14 protein-coding genes are annotated in these 14,187 nt (G+C 64.7%); 3 read left to right on the top strand and 11 right to left on the bottom strand.

Translation table 11 applies throughout. The features are described 5' to 3' along the window. Positions 1-44: 44 nt before the first annotated feature. Positions 45-716: an MOSC domain-containing protein gene (locus SADO_RS08715; RefSeq protein ID WP_353110790.1), complete on the top strand. Its 672-nt coding sequence runs from the start codon at positions 45-47 to the stop codon at positions 714-716. A gap of 36 nt (positions 717-752) precedes the next feature. Here the strand turns inward: SADO_RS08715 and glpQ are convergent, their stop codons facing one another. The 4 genes from glpQ to SADO_RS08695 all read right to left on the bottom strand — a co-directional run bounded on the left by glpQ (position 753) and on the right by SADO_RS08695 (position 3,896). Next, positions 753-1,844 (bottom strand): glycerophosphodiester phosphodiesterase, encoded by a 1,092-nt coding sequence (gene glpQ, locus SADO_RS08710; protein WP_353110789.1) that lies wholly within the window; start codon positions 1,842-1,844, stop codon positions 753-755. A gap of 81 nt (positions 1,845-1,925) precedes the next feature. After that, on the bottom strand, positions 1,926-2,828 hold the full coding sequence (gene tesB / locus SADO_RS08705; RefSeq protein WP_353110788.1) for an acyl-CoA thioesterase II: 903 nt from the start codon (positions 2,826-2,828) through the stop codon (positions 1,926-1,928). A gap of 145 nt (positions 2,829-2,973) precedes the next feature. Beyond that, complete coding sequence (locus tag SADO_RS08700; protein WP_353110787.1) at positions 2,974-3,435, bottom strand: PaaI family thioesterase; 462 nt, start codon at positions 3,433-3,435, stop codon at positions 2,974-2,976. Beyond that, positions 3,432-3,896 carry a PaaI family thioesterase gene (locus SADO_RS08695; protein WP_353110786.1) on the bottom strand — a complete coding sequence of 155 codons (465 nt, stop codon included), beginning with the start codon at positions 3,894-3,896 and terminating at the stop codon, positions 3,432-3,434. Before SADO_RS08695 ends, SADO_RS08700 begins: the two co-directional genes overlap by 4 nt. A gap of 140 nt (positions 3,897-4,036) precedes the next feature. Here SADO_RS08695 and SADO_RS08690 point away from each other — a divergent pair, with 140 nt between their 5' ends. Together SADO_RS08690 and SADO_RS08685 are read left to right on the top strand one after the other, a co-directional pair. Further along, the gene (locus SADO_RS08690) at positions 4,037-4,624 is read left to right on the top strand and encodes an LON peptidase substrate-binding domain-containing protein (RefSeq protein WP_353110785.1); all 588 of its coding nucleotides are present in this window, start codon (positions 4,037-4,039) and stop codon (positions 4,622-4,624) included. A 34-nt stretch (positions 4,625-4,658) separates the two neighbouring features. Next, a complete protein-coding gene (locus SADO_RS08685; RefSeq protein WP_353110784.1) occupies positions 4,659-5,642 on the top strand; it encodes a hypothetical protein in 984 nt (327 codons plus the stop codon). Between the two features lie 39 nt (positions 5,643-5,681). Here SADO_RS08685 and SADO_RS08680 read toward each other — a convergent pair whose 3' ends face one another. The 7 genes from SADO_RS08680 to SADO_RS08650 form a co-directional block, all read right to left on the bottom strand. After that, positions 5,682-6,770 carry a DUF302 domain-containing protein gene (locus SADO_RS08680; protein ID WP_353110783.1) on the bottom strand — a complete coding sequence of 363 codons (1,089 nt, stop codon included), beginning with the start codon at positions 6,768-6,770 and terminating at the stop codon, positions 5,682-5,684. A 37-nt stretch (positions 6,771-6,807) separates the two neighbouring features. Next, on the bottom strand, positions 6,808-7,848 hold the full coding sequence (locus SADO_RS08675) for an ion transporter (RefSeq protein ID WP_353110782.1): 1,041 nt from the start codon (positions 7,846-7,848) through the stop codon (positions 6,808-6,810). Then, positions 7,845-9,335, bottom strand: a complete 1,491-nt coding sequence (locus SADO_RS08670; RefSeq protein WP_353110781.1) for a patatin-like phospholipase family protein — start codon at positions 9,333-9,335, stop codon at positions 7,845-7,847. The genes SADO_RS08675 and SADO_RS08670 overlap by 4 nt, the downstream gene beginning before the upstream one ends. Before the next feature lie 58 nt (positions 9,336-9,393). Next, positions 9,394-9,555: a hypothetical protein gene (locus SADO_RS08665; protein WP_353110780.1), complete on the bottom strand. Its 162-nt coding sequence runs from the start codon at positions 9,553-9,555 to the stop codon at positions 9,394-9,396. A gap of 78 nt (positions 9,556-9,633) precedes the next feature. Further along, complete coding sequence (locus SADO_RS08660; RefSeq protein ID WP_353110779.1) at positions 9,634-10,641, bottom strand: ligase-associated DNA damage response exonuclease; 1,008 nt, start codon at positions 10,639-10,641, stop codon at positions 9,634-9,636. Between the two features lie 38 nt (positions 10,642-10,679). Then, the gene (locus SADO_RS08655; RefSeq protein WP_353110778.1) at positions 10,680-12,488 is read right to left on the bottom strand and encodes a tetratricopeptide repeat-containing sulfotransferase family protein; all 1,809 of its coding nucleotides are present in this window, start codon (positions 12,486-12,488) and stop codon (positions 10,680-10,682) included. Positions 12,489-12,597: 109 nt separating this feature from the next. Then, on the bottom strand, positions 12,598-14,001 hold the full coding sequence (locus SADO_RS08650) for a DcaP family trimeric outer membrane transporter (protein WP_353110777.1): 1,404 nt from the start codon (positions 13,999-14,001) through the stop codon (positions 12,598-12,600). Positions 14,002-14,187 lie beyond the last annotated feature (186 nt).

Raw genomic sequence — 14,187 nt, 5'->3', positions numbered from 1 at the left:
CAGCAACAGGCGCGGACGGCCCACGCGCCTGCTAGGATCAGGTCATGGACATTACCGCCGACGAACTCGCCGTTTCTGTCGATGCGCTGATGGTCGGCGCGCTCGGCCCGCTCGCCTGTGACGGCGCGGCGACCGGCATCGACAAGCGTGGGGTCAGCGACGCGCGCTGGCTCGACGCGAACGGCGTAGCGGGCGACGTACAGGCCGACCATGTCCATCACGGCGGCGCCGAGCGTGCGCTCAACCACTACCCCGCCGAGCACTATGCCGTGTGGCGCAAGCGATACCCCGGCCACGACGATATCTTCGTGCCCGGCGTGTTCGGCGAGAACATCACCACCGAAGGCATCACCGAGGACGATGTCGGCATCGGCGATGTGTTTGCGCTCGGCGAGGCGGTGATCCAGATCGCCCAACCACGCCAGCCCTGCTGGAAGATCGGCGCACGTACCGGCGTCGCCGGGCTGGCCCGGGCGGTGGCCGGCGAAGGACGGGCTGGCTGGCTTTATCGCGTGCTCGAACCCGGCCATGTACAGGCCGGGGATACGCTCAAGCGGATCGAGCGGGCCGATCACGGCATCACCCTGGCCATGATGTGGAAGGCCTGTGGCGCACGCCGACCCGATGCCGATCAGCGCCGGGTGATGATGACGCTTGCCGCCCTGCCCACACTGGCGCCGGAATGGCGCAAGAATCTGGCCCGACGCGCCCGCTGACCACCAGCAGCCGGGACGCGCCGCAATCCAGCCACCCTATTTCGGGTAGAGCCGAACCCGGCGTTCCGGGTGAACCACGCCGACCGCGATATCGGTGAAGTCGGTGAACAGGCCGTCCACGTCATAACGATAATAGTAGCGCCGTAGTTCATCTTCGAGCCGGCGCGTGCCGTCGGGCAGCTGATCGGCACGGAAGGTATAGGGGTGCACCTTCAAACCGCGTTGATGGGCAAGCGTGACCAGCGCGCCGTCGGTATCGGCAATCCGGTTCTTGTCCGGGCCGATGCCGTCGGCATAGGTAGCGATTTCGTCGAGGCCGGCCGGCGTGACCAGATCGTCAAAGGCTTCGCCGCCACCGATGAGCTGGATCATGGGCAGATCGGAACCCATCGCCTCGCGCATCTCGCGCAGGTTCTCGAAGCCGAAACTCTGGATATAGACCCTGGCATCGCGGCCTGCATAGTCGTACTCGGCCAGCGTGTCGAGCAGTACGCGTTCGATCGGCAGACCTTCGTTGTCGTGGAAGACCGGGTCCTTGGTTTCGGGATAGATGCCGACATCGCGACCGGTCTCGCGATTGAGCGACTGCACGAGCTCGACCATCGACACGAAGGTCGGCACCTTGAAGCCCTTGGCGTCGGCCTTGAACCGGCCCGGAAACACGCGCGTGCCATCCGGGTTGGTGCGCTCGGTGACATTGAGCTGCTGGATCTCGTCGAGGGTGAAGTCGGCGGCATACCAGCGGCCGTCGGCACGGGCGCGATCCGGGAACTGCTGCTCGACGTCGGTGGTGGATTCGAGATGGATATCGTGCAGGCAGATCAGCTGCTCGTCGGCGGTCATCACCAGATCCGGCTCGACATAGTCGGCGCCCAGCGCATAGGCCATCGCATAGGCCGGCAGCGTGTGTTCGGGCAGGTAGCCGGATGCACCGCGATGGGCGATCACTATCTTGTCGTCTTTCATGCCACGCTCCTGGCCCGGATGTTTTCCGTGATGCTTGCCCGGCCCGTCATGCCGGCCGTGGGCGGGCGCATTGGCCGGCGGCGCCGCGCTGGCGGCCAACGCCGTGCACAGCAGCAACAGTAGCAGGACAGCGTGGAGCGAAAAGTGGGCCTTTGAACGCATCGTGAACCTCGGGTTTTCCGGTCGATGCCATCCACGCTAGCCGCGCGGCATGACGGGCCGATGACCCGCCGTGCCGGCTTGCTAGGGGTCTTTTTTCGGCTGCGGCTCGCGCTGGCGAATCAGGCCTTCCTGTGCGACCGAGGCCACCAGCTGGCCCTCTCGATTGAAGATCAGCCCGCGCGACAGGCCGCGCGCATCCTGGGCGCCCGGGCTGTCCATGGCATAGAGCAGCCAGTCATCCACCTTCAGATCGCGATGGAACCACAGCGCGTGGTCGAGGCTGGCCATCTGCATGCCCGGGGTGAAGAACGACACGCCATGCGGAAACAGCGAGGTGGCCAGCAGGCCGAAATCGCTGGCATAGGTCAGCACCGCGCGATGCAGGGCCTGATCGTCGGGCAACGGCGCCTTGGCCTTGAACCAGACGTGCTGGACCGGCTCGCGCTCGTCCGGGTCGAGCATGTTCCACGGCTTGACCGCGCGCATGTCGATCGCGACCTCGCGGCCGACCGCCTCGCGCAGAGACTCCGGCACCCGGTCGAGTGAATCGACCCAGGCGTGGCGCAGCTCGTCGTGGCTGGTCAGCTCTTCCGGGCCGGGCACGTCCGGCATGGCCATCTGATGGGTGTAGCCGGTCTCGGCGACATGGAACGACACGAGCATGGAAAAGATCGGCCGGCCATGCTGGATCGCCTGCACGCGGCGGGTCGCGAAGCTGCGGCCATCGCGGATGTTGTCCACCTCGTAGACGATCGCAGCCTGCATGTCGCCCGGACGCAGAAAATAGCCGTGCATCGAATGCGCCTGCTGGGCCGGATCGACCGTGCGCGTAGCCGCGACCATGGCCTGCCCGGCGACCTGACCGCCGAACACGCTCTTGCCGCCGATATCCCGCGAACTGCCGCGGAACAACCGCTGTTCGAGTGCTTCCAGATTGAGCTGGTCGAGCAGATCCTGGACCAGGCGTTCCCCATCCCCTGCCATAACGCGTCTCGTTCCCTGCCGGTCCGTCATGCGGGCCGGACTGTGTCTTGCAATGCCGGATTCGACGGCCGGCGGCCGCCGTCTAAGCCGTTAGTCTAATTCATCGTGCATGCAATCCGGGAATGCGCGGGATGCGCGCCTCGCTTCAGACGCTGGCGTCGTCCACCGCACGCAGCAGGAAATCGGCGCGGGCAAAGGCGACCGGACGCTCGGCGTCCTCCTGCCAGCATTCGGCCTGAACCTGGGCGATACGCCGGCCGGACCGGATCAACCGACAGCGACACAGACAATCCTGCGCACCGGCCGAACGCCAGTAGTCGATCGAGAAATCGATCGGGTACGGCAGCCGCGGCTGGGTTTCTGAAATCAGCACCTCGATCTGCATGGCCAGCTCCAGCAGCCCCGCGACGGTGCCGCCATGCAAGGCGGGTAGCCGAGCATTGCCCACCAGCTCGTCGCGAAAGGGCATGCGATAGATCCGCCCGCCGCTTGAATCGTCCTGTTCGGCACGAATACCCAGATAGCGGGCATAGGGAATACAAGCGACCACGCCCTCGTGATCGCCCGTATCCAGCGCCTTCTGCAGGCTCTCGGCGACCTCGCTCATGCCGTCGTGGCCGGCGGCCGACCGGTGCGCATGAAGGCGGCAGTACACAGCGATACGGCTTTCTCGCGATCGCTCTGGTGCAGCGTGGCGCGCACGAAGGCCACGCTTTGGGTCAGGTGATAGCACTCGGCCTCGACCCAGAGATCGTGGCCTGCCACCGCGGGACGCAGATAGTCCATGCGCAGATCGAGCGTGGCGATCGATTCGAGCGCGGGCAGGCTCAGAAAGACGGCCAGACCGCATGTACTGTCGGCGGCCGTGGTACCGATCGCGGTATGCCAGAGCCCGGCCACCGGGTCGCCGAGAAATTCCTCGCGATAGGCGAGTGTCGTCACCACACGATCGGTCTGCACATCGACCACGCGCAGGCCGATGGCCTGATTATGGGCAATACGCTGGTTGAAGCCAGCCGCGACGCGCTCGCGTACGGCCGGGTCGCGCAGATCAGTGTGGTCATTCATGCAGCGCGACCATAGCCCGCACCCGCGCGACTGTCCACGCATCTTGAACCGGGCGAAAACGCCCGAAAGCTCAAGCGCGTAAGATGAAACAAGAGCGGCCACCGCCGCGCCATGCCCACGACTGCCCTGTTGACGGCCTTATGGACCAACCCGATTACGCGCTCTTTCCGCTGACCACCGTGGTTTTCCCCGGCGGCATCATGCCGTTGCGCATTTTCGAACCGCGTTATCTGGACATGGTCTCGATGTGCATGAAGGGCCAGACCGGGTTCGGCGTCTGCGCGGCCGAGCCGGCGGAAAAGGACCACGAGTTCAGCCGGCCCCGTGCGGTCGGCACGCTGGTGGATATCATCGATTTCGACCGGCTCGACGACGGCACGCTGGGCATTACCGTGGAAGGCCGGCGCCGGTTCGAAGTGAACGCGACACGCCAGTCCGACAACGGCCTGTGGTGGGGCAATGTCGAATTCATCGACGAAGCGGCGGATAGCGCCTGCCCGATCGAGTTCTCGCAGCTCAAACAGGTCGCGGCCGCCCTCATCGAAGAGATCGGCCTGCCCTACGAACAACGCGGCACCGCCTACGACTCGGCCAGCTGGCTGTCCGCGCGGCTTACCGAGCTGTTGCCTTTCGATGCCGCCACCAAGCACGACCTGCTGGCCACCAACGACCCGCTCGAGCGCCTGCGTCGTATCCGGCCGATGGTCGAGATCGACAACGCCAGCTGACCGACTTGGCTAGAGCGGCGTTCTCGCGAGCTTCGTGTTCGATCTGCGAATCATCAACGCCGTGATAACCAGAATAGCCTGGCTGCTGCTGTTCGCCCTCGTGCTGAGCGGGCCAGTCGCCGCAGCGTCGTCAGCCGCCGACGACTCGAGCGTTACGTCGGGCTTCGGCCTGCGTATCGATTCGCGAGAAACCCAGGGCCAGGTCGCCGCGGCGTTCGTGATGCCGGATGCAGTACTCACGCTCCATGCTCAAGGCGCAGCCGAAAACGCCCGGCTTACGTTGGAAACCGGCGGCCACGGCGTGATCGAGACCGCGCAGGCGCAAGGCTGGACCTGGCGCGCACCGGCCACGCCGGGCCTGTATACGCTCACGATCCACGACGCTGAAAGACGAGCCCGACTTCGGCTCAATGTCTTCGTGAAGACGCCGTTCGACAACACGCGCGACACGCTCGATGAATACCGCATCGGCGGGTACGTGCCCGAGCCACGGCCGGGCGATGCGGCCAGCGCGCCACCGCCCGGGCTGGTGCAAGTCACCCCGGAAAACCGCGATACACGAATCTCACCGCATTTCACCCTCGGCCAATTTCTCTGCCACCAGCAACCCGACCACTGGCCGAAGTACGTACTCGTTCGACCACTGCTGCTGGACAAGCTCGAACGCCTGCATTCAGCCCTGGTCGCGGCGGGCGTCACGGCGCCGTCAATCACGGTGATGAGCGGTTTTCGCACGCCCTGGTACAACGCGGATATCGGCAACACTACGGTCTACAGCCAGCATCTTTTTGGCAGCGCGGCGGATATCTTCGTCGATGCCGATGGCGACGATCGCATGGACGACCTGAACGGCGACGGCACGATCGATAGCGCCGACGCGCGCTGGCTGGCCGACCTCGTGGAAACGATCACCGCGGAGACGCCGGCACTGCAGGGCGGGCTGAGCGTCTACCCCGCCAACAGCCGCCACGGGCCGTTCGTGCATATCGACGTGCGCGGCGTGCCGGCGCGCTGGTAGACGAGCGCGTCCCAGCGGCGCGGATGACCCAACGCCCGGCTAGGGCGTGGCGGAAGCGCCGGACTGATCCGTGGTAGCCGCCTCTGTTGCATTCGTTGAACCGTTCGCAGCGTTCGTGCTCGCGCTACCGGACGTCGAGCCGTTGCCGGCCGCCTCGTCGGCCAGATCCGCCAACAGGTCGCCAATCGCGTCGATCTCGTCATCGCGGCCCGTAATGTCGTGGCGATCGGCAATAAAGCCTGGGTCGTTGTAATAGATCGTTACCGTGCCGTCGTCGGCCTGGGACACGAGCATCTTCTGCGGCAGATCGACGCCGGTCGTCTGGCTGGCTCGGATCAGCGGTGTGCCGGCATCCGGGTTGCCGAAGATCATCAGGGTATTCGGGTTCACCCCGTTGCGAGTACTGCGCGCCTGAAAATCGATCGGGTCGAGCCGGGTCAGCTCGGTACGGCTTTCGATGGCGTCAATCAAGGCATTGATCGTGCTATTGAAATCCTGGCTGCTCTCGACACTCTCGATGCCTTCGCCCTCGCTGACGCCACTGGCCGCGCCACTGCTCGGGTCGTCGCCGGCCACATCGTTCACGAGCGTCTCGATATCGGCATCGAAGCCGTCAAGCGCGCCATCCTCTGCGTCACCCAGATCGTAGCGCGCGTCGAGATAGTCGCCGTTGGTATACGCCACGCCGATATCGTTTTCGCTGTCGCGATAGACCAGTACGCGCGCCGGCAGGTCGAGCGCCACGCGCGGGTCGGCGAGGATCAGGGGCGACGAACGGTTGGCATCGTCGAACAACACGACCGTCGTCGGCCGCAGACTCGAGCTGCTGCCGGCATTCGCCTGGTGGTCGATGCGGGCCAGCGCGACGAAATTCGCGCTCGCGTTGATCGAGTCGACCAGCGTGTCCGACGTGGTCTGAAAATCGGAGCTGGATACGGCCACACTCAGGCCCGGAACGCGGGTCTCGGTGGCCGGCGGCGTGTTGTCGCTGTTGCTGTCGTCGTCCTCGTCGTCATCACCGTCGACGAGATCGGTCCATTCACAGGCGCTGACCGCCAGTACCAGCAGGCAGAGCAACAGCACGGCAATGGCGCGGGGCGTCTTGCGCCGAGTCGAACATGAATACATCGCGACGGGACCTCGCTGTTTTCTATCGTTCTCGATCCTACTCGAAATGCTCGCGCCAGCGTTGCACCGCGACCTGTTCCTTGACCAGATCGAGGATCTCGACAACGGCGTCGCGCACTTCCGAGGTCTGGCCGATATCGTCGGCGAGCAGGCGTGAAACCACGCTGTCGGTGATGTTCTGCACGAGCGCGTCGAAGTCCTCGGAGGACAGGCCGTTGACGGCCTCGTCGAGCACGTTGTTCACCGTGTCGGTAATGGCCTCGTCGAGCGCGCGCGACACGAAGCTGCCCAGCATGGGCACGCGTTCCAGGTTCTTGAGCGCAGCGTTGTTGTCCACGCCGCGATTGACCACGTTGGCGATATAGGCCTGCAGTTCCTCGCGGTTGGCCTGGTAGGCGCTGGTGATGGCGTTCTCGATATGCGTGCTGGCCGCCTGCACAAGCCGCTGCTGGCGCGGCTGGATCACTTCGCGCACCACGCGATGCGAGAGCTCCTGGCCGCCGCTCTGCATTTCTTCCTGGGCGCCCGACAGCACCTTGATCACGACCCGGTCGGAGATCTCTTCGACCACGATGTCGTAATACACCATGGCGGTCTTGTAGACCGCCCAGTTACGGATATCGATAACGCCCAGGCGTTGCAGGCGCATGGTGATGGTGATCACGCGCAACACACGCAGGAAACGGAAACCCGCGACCGGAATACAGCCCAGCACGTCGTACCAGCGTACGAACGGGTAGAAATACCAGCGGTAGTAGCGCTTGTGCGCAATAGCCAGGGCCCAGCCGGCGAGCACGTCGGTGATGAAGATCGCGACGAACACCAGGTCGATGGCCACGAAATTCTCGTGAACGTTGCTTTCGTACCAACCGTGGCCCGACGACCAGACCGATTCGAACACGTTGGCGAGCGGGCCGATCGCGAACAGCGTATCGAAGATGATCAGCGCCAGGTTGAGCGACACCAGCGCGATAATGCCCAGATCCCAGAACAGAAACAGCCGCTCGCGCAAGGTGCGGTCGCCCGAAACCAGATCGAACGGGCTGCTGCCTTCGCGTTGCGTGGGTTCGTCGCTCATGACGCGCGCGCCTCTGCCTGCTTCGAAAAAAGACTCACCGGGCGCAACATCTCTTCGACTTCCGGCATGCGCTCATCCATCTCCTGATAGCCCCAACCGACCGACAGGTGCAGCGCGCTCGGGCTCGGCACGATATTCAGCGGCGACAACGTGCGATCGAAGCGCACCATGGTGTCGGCATAGACGCGGTTGACGCGCATCTGCATCTGCACGGTCTGGGTGATCGGCCAGAGCCAGAAGTTCTTGGCATCGACCCGCGGAAAGAAGCAGTCGAAAGCCAGGTAGTAGGCGTTGCGCGTCGCCGCGCGGCCGGCGGCGATACCGCGCCATGCGGCACGCGCGGGCACGTTGTCTGCCACGCCGCCGTCGACGATTGCGGCCAGTTCGCGAGTCGCCATCAGCTCGGAGAATATCTCGCGCGTCACGCCCGCGCCGGGGCCGGGTTCGTACTGGAGAATACTGGGCACGGCCGCCGAGAAACCGGCAGCATCCACCGCATGAACCTGCCGGGTGTCGGTATCACGGCCAAGCACGATGGGCTCCACCACATCGGCGCTGAAGAACTGCAATAACCGCGCGAATCGTGCCGCGACCTGCATCCACATCGGCAGCCAGCGCTCGGCGCCCTGGCTCGGCGCCCGCACATCGGACGGCAGCCGTTCATAGGGACGGCGCCGGATCCCGGCGACGACCAGATCCAGCGGGATCTCCATCTCGTCCAGACGCAGCGGGCGGCGTAGATCACCGGTGGCCATGCGCTGGTGCAGCGCACGCAGGTGCAGATGCAGCAGCCCGGGAAGGCAGAACTCGCTGCGCCGACGTGCGCCGGTGAAGATATCGCCGTTCTTGAGCTTGCTGGCGAAGTCGAGATAGTCGTTCACGTCCCCGTGCCGGCGCTGGGCCCGGAACAGACCGAGAATGGCACCGATCGAGTTGCCGACCATGTAGTCGGGTATGAGGTTGGCTTCCATCAGACGCGCGAACGCGCCGGCATAGACATAGCCGGCACCGCCACCACCGCCGGCGACGATTACCAACGCGCGCTTGCCCGCCTCGCGGTCGAGATCCTCGGCGCTGAACTCGTCGCCGTGCAGCGCTAGCAGGTCGCGACGCAGTTCTATACAACGCCGGCGCGCATCCGGCGCCGCCTCGAGACAGAAAGCGAGCTTCTGGTCCGCGGTCGCCGAGCCACGCAGGCGGTCGTAGAGGTGTTCGAGCAGCCAGGCGCGCAGCGGCGCGATACGCGATGCGTCGACCGTGATCTCGTGGCGCGTACCGGGAACACGAAACACATGCAGCTTCGCCAACCCGAAGGCATAGCGCAGGCATTCATAGTCTGCCTGCGGCATGGCCTCCGGCGCGGCCAGCCAGGCGCGTACAAGCGCACGTTCCATGCGTTGCAGCTGCAGCCGTTCCCGCTCGTCGCGGTCCACCGCGACCGGATCGGTCGAGCGCGTGCCAACCACAGCGGCGGGGGCATTGCTCATGTCATGCCCCCTGCGATGCGGCCAGCCCCCAATAGACGCGGCTTCGCTGTTGCGCCGCTCAGCAACACACGCGGCCGATGCGGTCGAACGGGTGGCGGCCATGGGCGGCGGTGTTCACAGCGCCGGCATTGCCGATCGCGACGTCAGTCGCCCTATCGACATCACGGAACAACAGCGCCGGCTTGCGGAAACAGCCCATGGCAAAGGTGGCTAGCGCCACGGCGCGCCTCCTGATTGGGAACTATTTCGCCAGCATAACGCAGACACACGCGCCGCTGGCAGTCTCGTACCGGCGTGTTCAGCCGTCTTCGGCTTCCAGACTGTCGGCATATTCGGTAGCCAGCGGCGCGGCATCTAGCCCCCGATTGCGCAAATAGGCGACCAGAACATCGGTGCGGCCATGAGTGGCCAGCACCCGCGTCGCGCCGGTCTGTTCGATGGTACGGATCAGTCCCGGCCAGTCGGCATGGTCGGACAGCACGAAACCGCGGTCGTAGCCACGCCGGCGCCGATTGCCACGGATACGCATCCAGCCGGAGGCAAAGCCGGTTTCGTGATGCTTGAAGCGGCGCATCCAGCGCGACCCGGCCGCCGACGGCGGCGCCATGACCAGCGAGCCGGCAAAATCTGCCTTGCGATCCTGTGCGCTCACCGGCTCGGTCAGCAGCATATGCACGCCCGCCTCGCGATAGATCTCGGTCAACGGGACCAGGGCACCGTGCAGGTAGACCGTCTCGTCGGTATAGCGCGCGAGCTCCGCCAGCAGGCGCTGTGCCTTGCCCAACGAATACGAGAACAACACGCTGGTGCGCCCTGCCGCGGCGTTGGCCTGCCACCAGGCATGGATGTCGGCTGCCACCTCGGCTGTGTCTGCCCAGCGATACACCGGGAGCGCAAAGGTCGCCTCGGTGATGAAGGTGTCGCAGGGCACGACTTCGAAGTCGGCACAGGTCGGATCGGCATCGCGCTTGTAGTCGCCCGAGGCGACCCAGACCTCGCCATTCACCTCGACCCGGATCTGGGCCGAGCCCAGCACATGCCCGGCCGGATGAAACGAGACCCGTGCATCGCCAAACGTCAACGGCTCCTGATACGCCACCGGGGTCAGTTCGATCTGGCGGCCCAGGCGTTTGTAGAGAATGGGCGCACTTTGCTCTGTCGCCCAGTAGTGGTCGTGACCGCTGCGCGCATGATCGGCGTGGGCATGGGTGATCAGGGCGCGCTCGACCGGTCGCCACGGGTCGATATGAAAATCGCCGGCCGCGCAATAGAGGCCCTTGTCGGTGAGCTCGATAACGGCAGGCATGGCGATCGCGGTCTCCTATGGAACATCGGGCGCCGGCACTAATCCGCCAGCGCAGCCTCCAGCGGCCCAAGCCACGGCGCGTAGGCGCGCCAGCGCTCGACCGACGACCGGTATACGGGCTGGCGCACCTGCCAGACGCTGGCGGTACGCACATCGCGCCTGGCGCGATGAAAATCCAGGCAGCGGTCGTCCCAGTCCAGGCCCGTGAATTCGATCAACCGTCGGCTTTGAGCTTCCGGATCAGCAACCAGGGCCTCGTAGTCCACCGTGAGCATGGATAACGGCAGCGCGGTCTGCCAGTGCGCCATGAGGCGTTCGTGCTGGCGATAGACACCGCCCAGATGTTCCAGATCGTAGGCGAAGCGCATCCCCTGATTGAACAGCTGGAAATAGCAGGACAGGCAGTTGTCCATCGGCTCGCGCCGGCAATAGATCACGCGGGCATTGGGAAACAGCCGCGCAATCAGGCCAAGCCAGAGCATGTTGAACGGCATCTTGTCGGTCACACGCTCGGCCTCGGGCGCACGTGCCGACAGCGCGCCGAGATAACGTTGCGCGAGCGTGTCGGCCTGGGCGGGCGTCAGGCGGCTCAGAGGCTCTGGATAGGAACCGTCGCTACCCACGAGGGCCGGCAGCTCGCGCGACATGCGGCGCATATCGTTCAACTCGCCGGCGCCGAAAGCGCGCGGATGACTTGCGATTATCTGCTCCACGAGACTGGTGCCGGAGCGCGGCATACCGACAATGAAAACCGGCCGCTCACTGCGACCCGCCGAGCCATCGGCTGCATGCGCGTTCGCCGCCAAGAATTCGCGATCGCAGTGCTGCACGATGCGCTCGATCCGGTCGTCGAACATCTGTGGCGCGAACACGTGGCGCCGCGCGTGCAGCCGGTTGCCGGCCTCGAAATGCGCGAACGCCTGCTCGGGCGCCTGCTGCACATCGTAGTGGTGGCCCAGCGCGAAATGCAGATGACTGCGCACCGTGTCGCCCACGCTGTTGTCCGCCACCTGCCGTTTCATGGCATCGATACGGTGCCCGCTCATCGCATAACGGCGGTTATTCATCAGCGCCGGATAGACCCAGCCCAGCCCCGGATCGCGATCGAGCGCCTGCTCGAAGTGGCTCGCCGATGCGTCGAACTGACCGCGGCTCTGGCAGGCACTGCCCAGGCCCGCGAGTGCACGCACGTTGTCGGGCGCATCAGCCAGTATGGCTTCGTAACGCTCGGCGGCCCGGTCATATTCTTCGATGCCGCCCCAGGCCGCGGCCAGTTCACACTGCGTACCCGCATCGTTTGATACGTGCGCGAGCGCCTGCTCCAGCTCGGCCCCTGCGCCGGCCGGATCACCGCGCTCGAAAATCAGCATCGCGCGACGCAGATAGGCCGCGACATGCGCCGGATGGCGATTGGCGACATCGGCATAGACCGCCAGGGCGTCCTCGCTGAAGCCCGCTCCCGAGAGCGCATCCCCGAGATCCAGACCGTTCTGCACGCGCTCGGGCTGCAACGCAAACGCGCGTCGGTAGGCCGTAATGGCGGCGCGGCTATCGCCGCTGACACGCAGCAGCTCGGCCAGGCTGTGGTGATAGACCGGATTCGCCGGCTGGTGCTCGACCGCCCGACGCAGCAGCTTGATCGCCGCCTCCGGCTGGCGACGCTGATGGGCGATCAGCGCGCGCAGGCGTAGTGCTTCGGCGTGATCCGGGTCACGACGCTTGACGCGTCGGTAGCAGGCATCGGCCGCATCGAGCTGGCCGGCGCGGTGCAACGCCACGCCTTCACTGAGGGCAGATGACGCGACCTTGGCCCCGGCCTGGGAACGAGAGGATGCATGACGGCTCATCCGTTCATCCTAACTTGGCTGAAGAACGAGCGGACACAAAAAAGCCCCGGCGAACCGGGGCTTCAAGTCGCCCGGCACAAGGCCGGGCAAAATCACGCAGCGACGGCTACTAGAAGTTGTAGATCGTCGAGAACTGCACGTTCTGCGCGTCGGCATCGACGCCGTTCTGCTGCTCGTACTCGGCACGGTTGTACTCGATACCGAAGGTCAGCGGATCGACCGGCGTGTACAGCAGGTTGACGGCCAGAGTCGAAGACTCGTCATGCAGCTCATCCGTAGCGCCGACAAAGTCATCTGGGCTTTCGGAGAAGCCCTTGCCGTAGATGACATTGGTCGTCAGCGTCGGGGTGAGCTCCTGCGAAATCGTACCGATGAAGCCGTAGCGCTCGATGGCCTCGAGCTGGCCGTCGGTAGTCACGTATGCATCGGCGCCACCTGCGGGGGCATAAAAGTACTTGCCGATGCCTTCGCCGTAGACGCCCGAGACCATGATCGTTGTGCCGGTCGGCATCGTGAACGAGCCGCCTAGATCAAGACCGTAGCCCACCACGGAATCCTCATCAGAATCGCCAGTGCCGGTGACGTCATTTATATCGGCCTTCAAATAACGGCCGATGGCCGCTGCCTGGACACTCAGCGGGCCGCTCGAGCTCTGGAGACGAACGACCATGTCCGGAACGGTGTTCTCCGTGGCCGTACCATCCTCGAGGCCGCGGAAGTCCACGTCGGTGTCATCACCAGCCAGAACCGTCCCACCACCCGGATTCTCAAGCGAGAAATCGACCGTCGTGTTCTCGCCCGCGTCCATGGTGTAGCGGACCTGCGCCTGACGCTCGAACAGCTGCGCCTGCGGGCCGTAGAAGTTCAGCGTGGTGCCGTAGTTGAAGTCCGAGAAGGTGGACCAGTCGCGGCCGATCAACCAGTTGCCAAACGTCAGATAGGCACGACGCACACGCGGAGAAGGGGCGCTGTCGAACGACTCATCGTAGGGCTTGCCATAGAAGTCCATCTCGATATAACCGCCCAGATCGCCAAACTCAGTGGGAGTGGTGGTCGCGATCTTGAGACGGGTTTGCTTGACGGTAACGCCAAAATCGCCGTCACCGGGCGAGTCGGTGCCCTTGGCGTTGAGGGTGCCGATCGCATCAGACGGGCCCAGCAAGGCGTCGTGGTCGTCTTCGAAATCGTAGATGGCGTCGAACTTGAAGTAGCCGTTCACCTTGATGTTGGTGTCGCCGACCATGAAGCCTTCGCCGTCTTCCGACTTGGATACCAACTGGTCGTCGGAACGCGGCGACGACTGTTCCTGCGCCATTTGTTCCTGCTGCTGCTGCATCTCATCGAAGCGCTGCTGCATCTGCTGGATCTGGTCACGCAGATCCTGCATCTCTTCCTGCTGGCTCTGCGCCATGGCGGGCATTGCCGAGAACAGCAGCGGAACGGCGACTGCCGTACCGATCACGTTACGCACAGACGCGCGCACCTTGCCTGAATTGAACGGATGAGTCCCCATCGGTTTTCTCCCTGAAAAGCTTGTTCCCCACGGTTCGTGTCCCACCACGAACCGGCTATATAGACCGTACCCCACCGCGAGCGCGTACGCCACGGTCGGCCGGTTACCCGAGCCATAAGCTCGAAGACGAGTGTAAAGCAAACAACCTGCCAAAAGGGGCATTTACAGGCGAAAAATGACCTGATT

This window comes from Salinisphaera dokdonensis CL-ES53, assembly GCF_040361215.1.
Lineage (GTDB): Bacteria > Pseudomonadota > Gammaproteobacteria > Nevskiales > Salinisphaeraceae > Salinisphaera > Salinisphaera dokdonensis.
This window is presented reverse-complemented; position numbering and strand designations above follow the sequence as displayed.

Excerpts from the sequence above, each read along its gene's own strand:
- SADO_RS08715 (WP_353110790.1), top strand. The coding sequence starts at position 45 with ATGGACATTACCGCCGACGAACTCGCCGTTTCTGTCGATGCGCTGATG.
- glpQ (WP_353110789.1), bottom strand. The coding sequence starts at position 1,844 with ATGCGTTCAAAGGCCCACTTTTCGCTCCACGCTGTCCTGCTACTGTTG.
- tesB (WP_353110788.1), bottom strand. The coding sequence starts at position 2,828 with ATGGCAGGGGATGGGGAACGCCTGGTCCAGGATCTGCTCGACCAGCTC.
- SADO_RS08700 (WP_353110787.1), bottom strand. The coding sequence starts at position 3,435 with ATGAGCGAGGTCGCCGAGAGCCTGCAGAAGGCGCTGGATACGGGCGAT.
- SADO_RS08695 (WP_353110786.1), bottom strand. The coding sequence starts at position 3,896 with ATGAATGACCACACTGATCTGCGCGACCCGGCCGTACGCGAGCGCGTC.
- SADO_RS08690 (WP_353110785.1), top strand. The coding sequence starts at position 4,037 with ATGGACCAACCCGATTACGCGCTCTTTCCGCTGACCACCGTGGTTTTC.
- SADO_RS08680 (WP_353110783.1), bottom strand. The coding sequence starts at position 6,770 with ATGTATTCATGTTCGACTCGGCGCAAGACGCCCCGCGCCATTGCCGTG.
- SADO_RS08675 (WP_353110782.1), bottom strand. The coding sequence starts at position 7,848 with ATGAGCGACGAACCCACGCAACGCGAAGGCAGCAGCCCGTTCGATCTG.
- SADO_RS08670 (WP_353110781.1), bottom strand. The coding sequence starts at position 9,335 with ATGAGCAATGCCCCCGCCGCTGTGGTTGGCACGCGCTCGACCGATCCG.
- SADO_RS08660 (WP_353110779.1), bottom strand. The coding sequence starts at position 10,641 with ATGCCTGCCGTTATCGAGCTCACCGACAAGGGCCTCTATTGCGCGGCC.
- SADO_RS08655 (WP_353110778.1), bottom strand. The coding sequence starts at position 12,488 with ATGAGCCGTCATGCATCCTCTCGTTCCCAGGCCGGGGCCAAGGTCGCG.
- SADO_RS08650 (WP_353110777.1), bottom strand. The coding sequence starts at position 14,001 with ATGGGGACTCATCCGTTCAATTCAGGCAAGGTGCGCGCGTCTGTGCGT.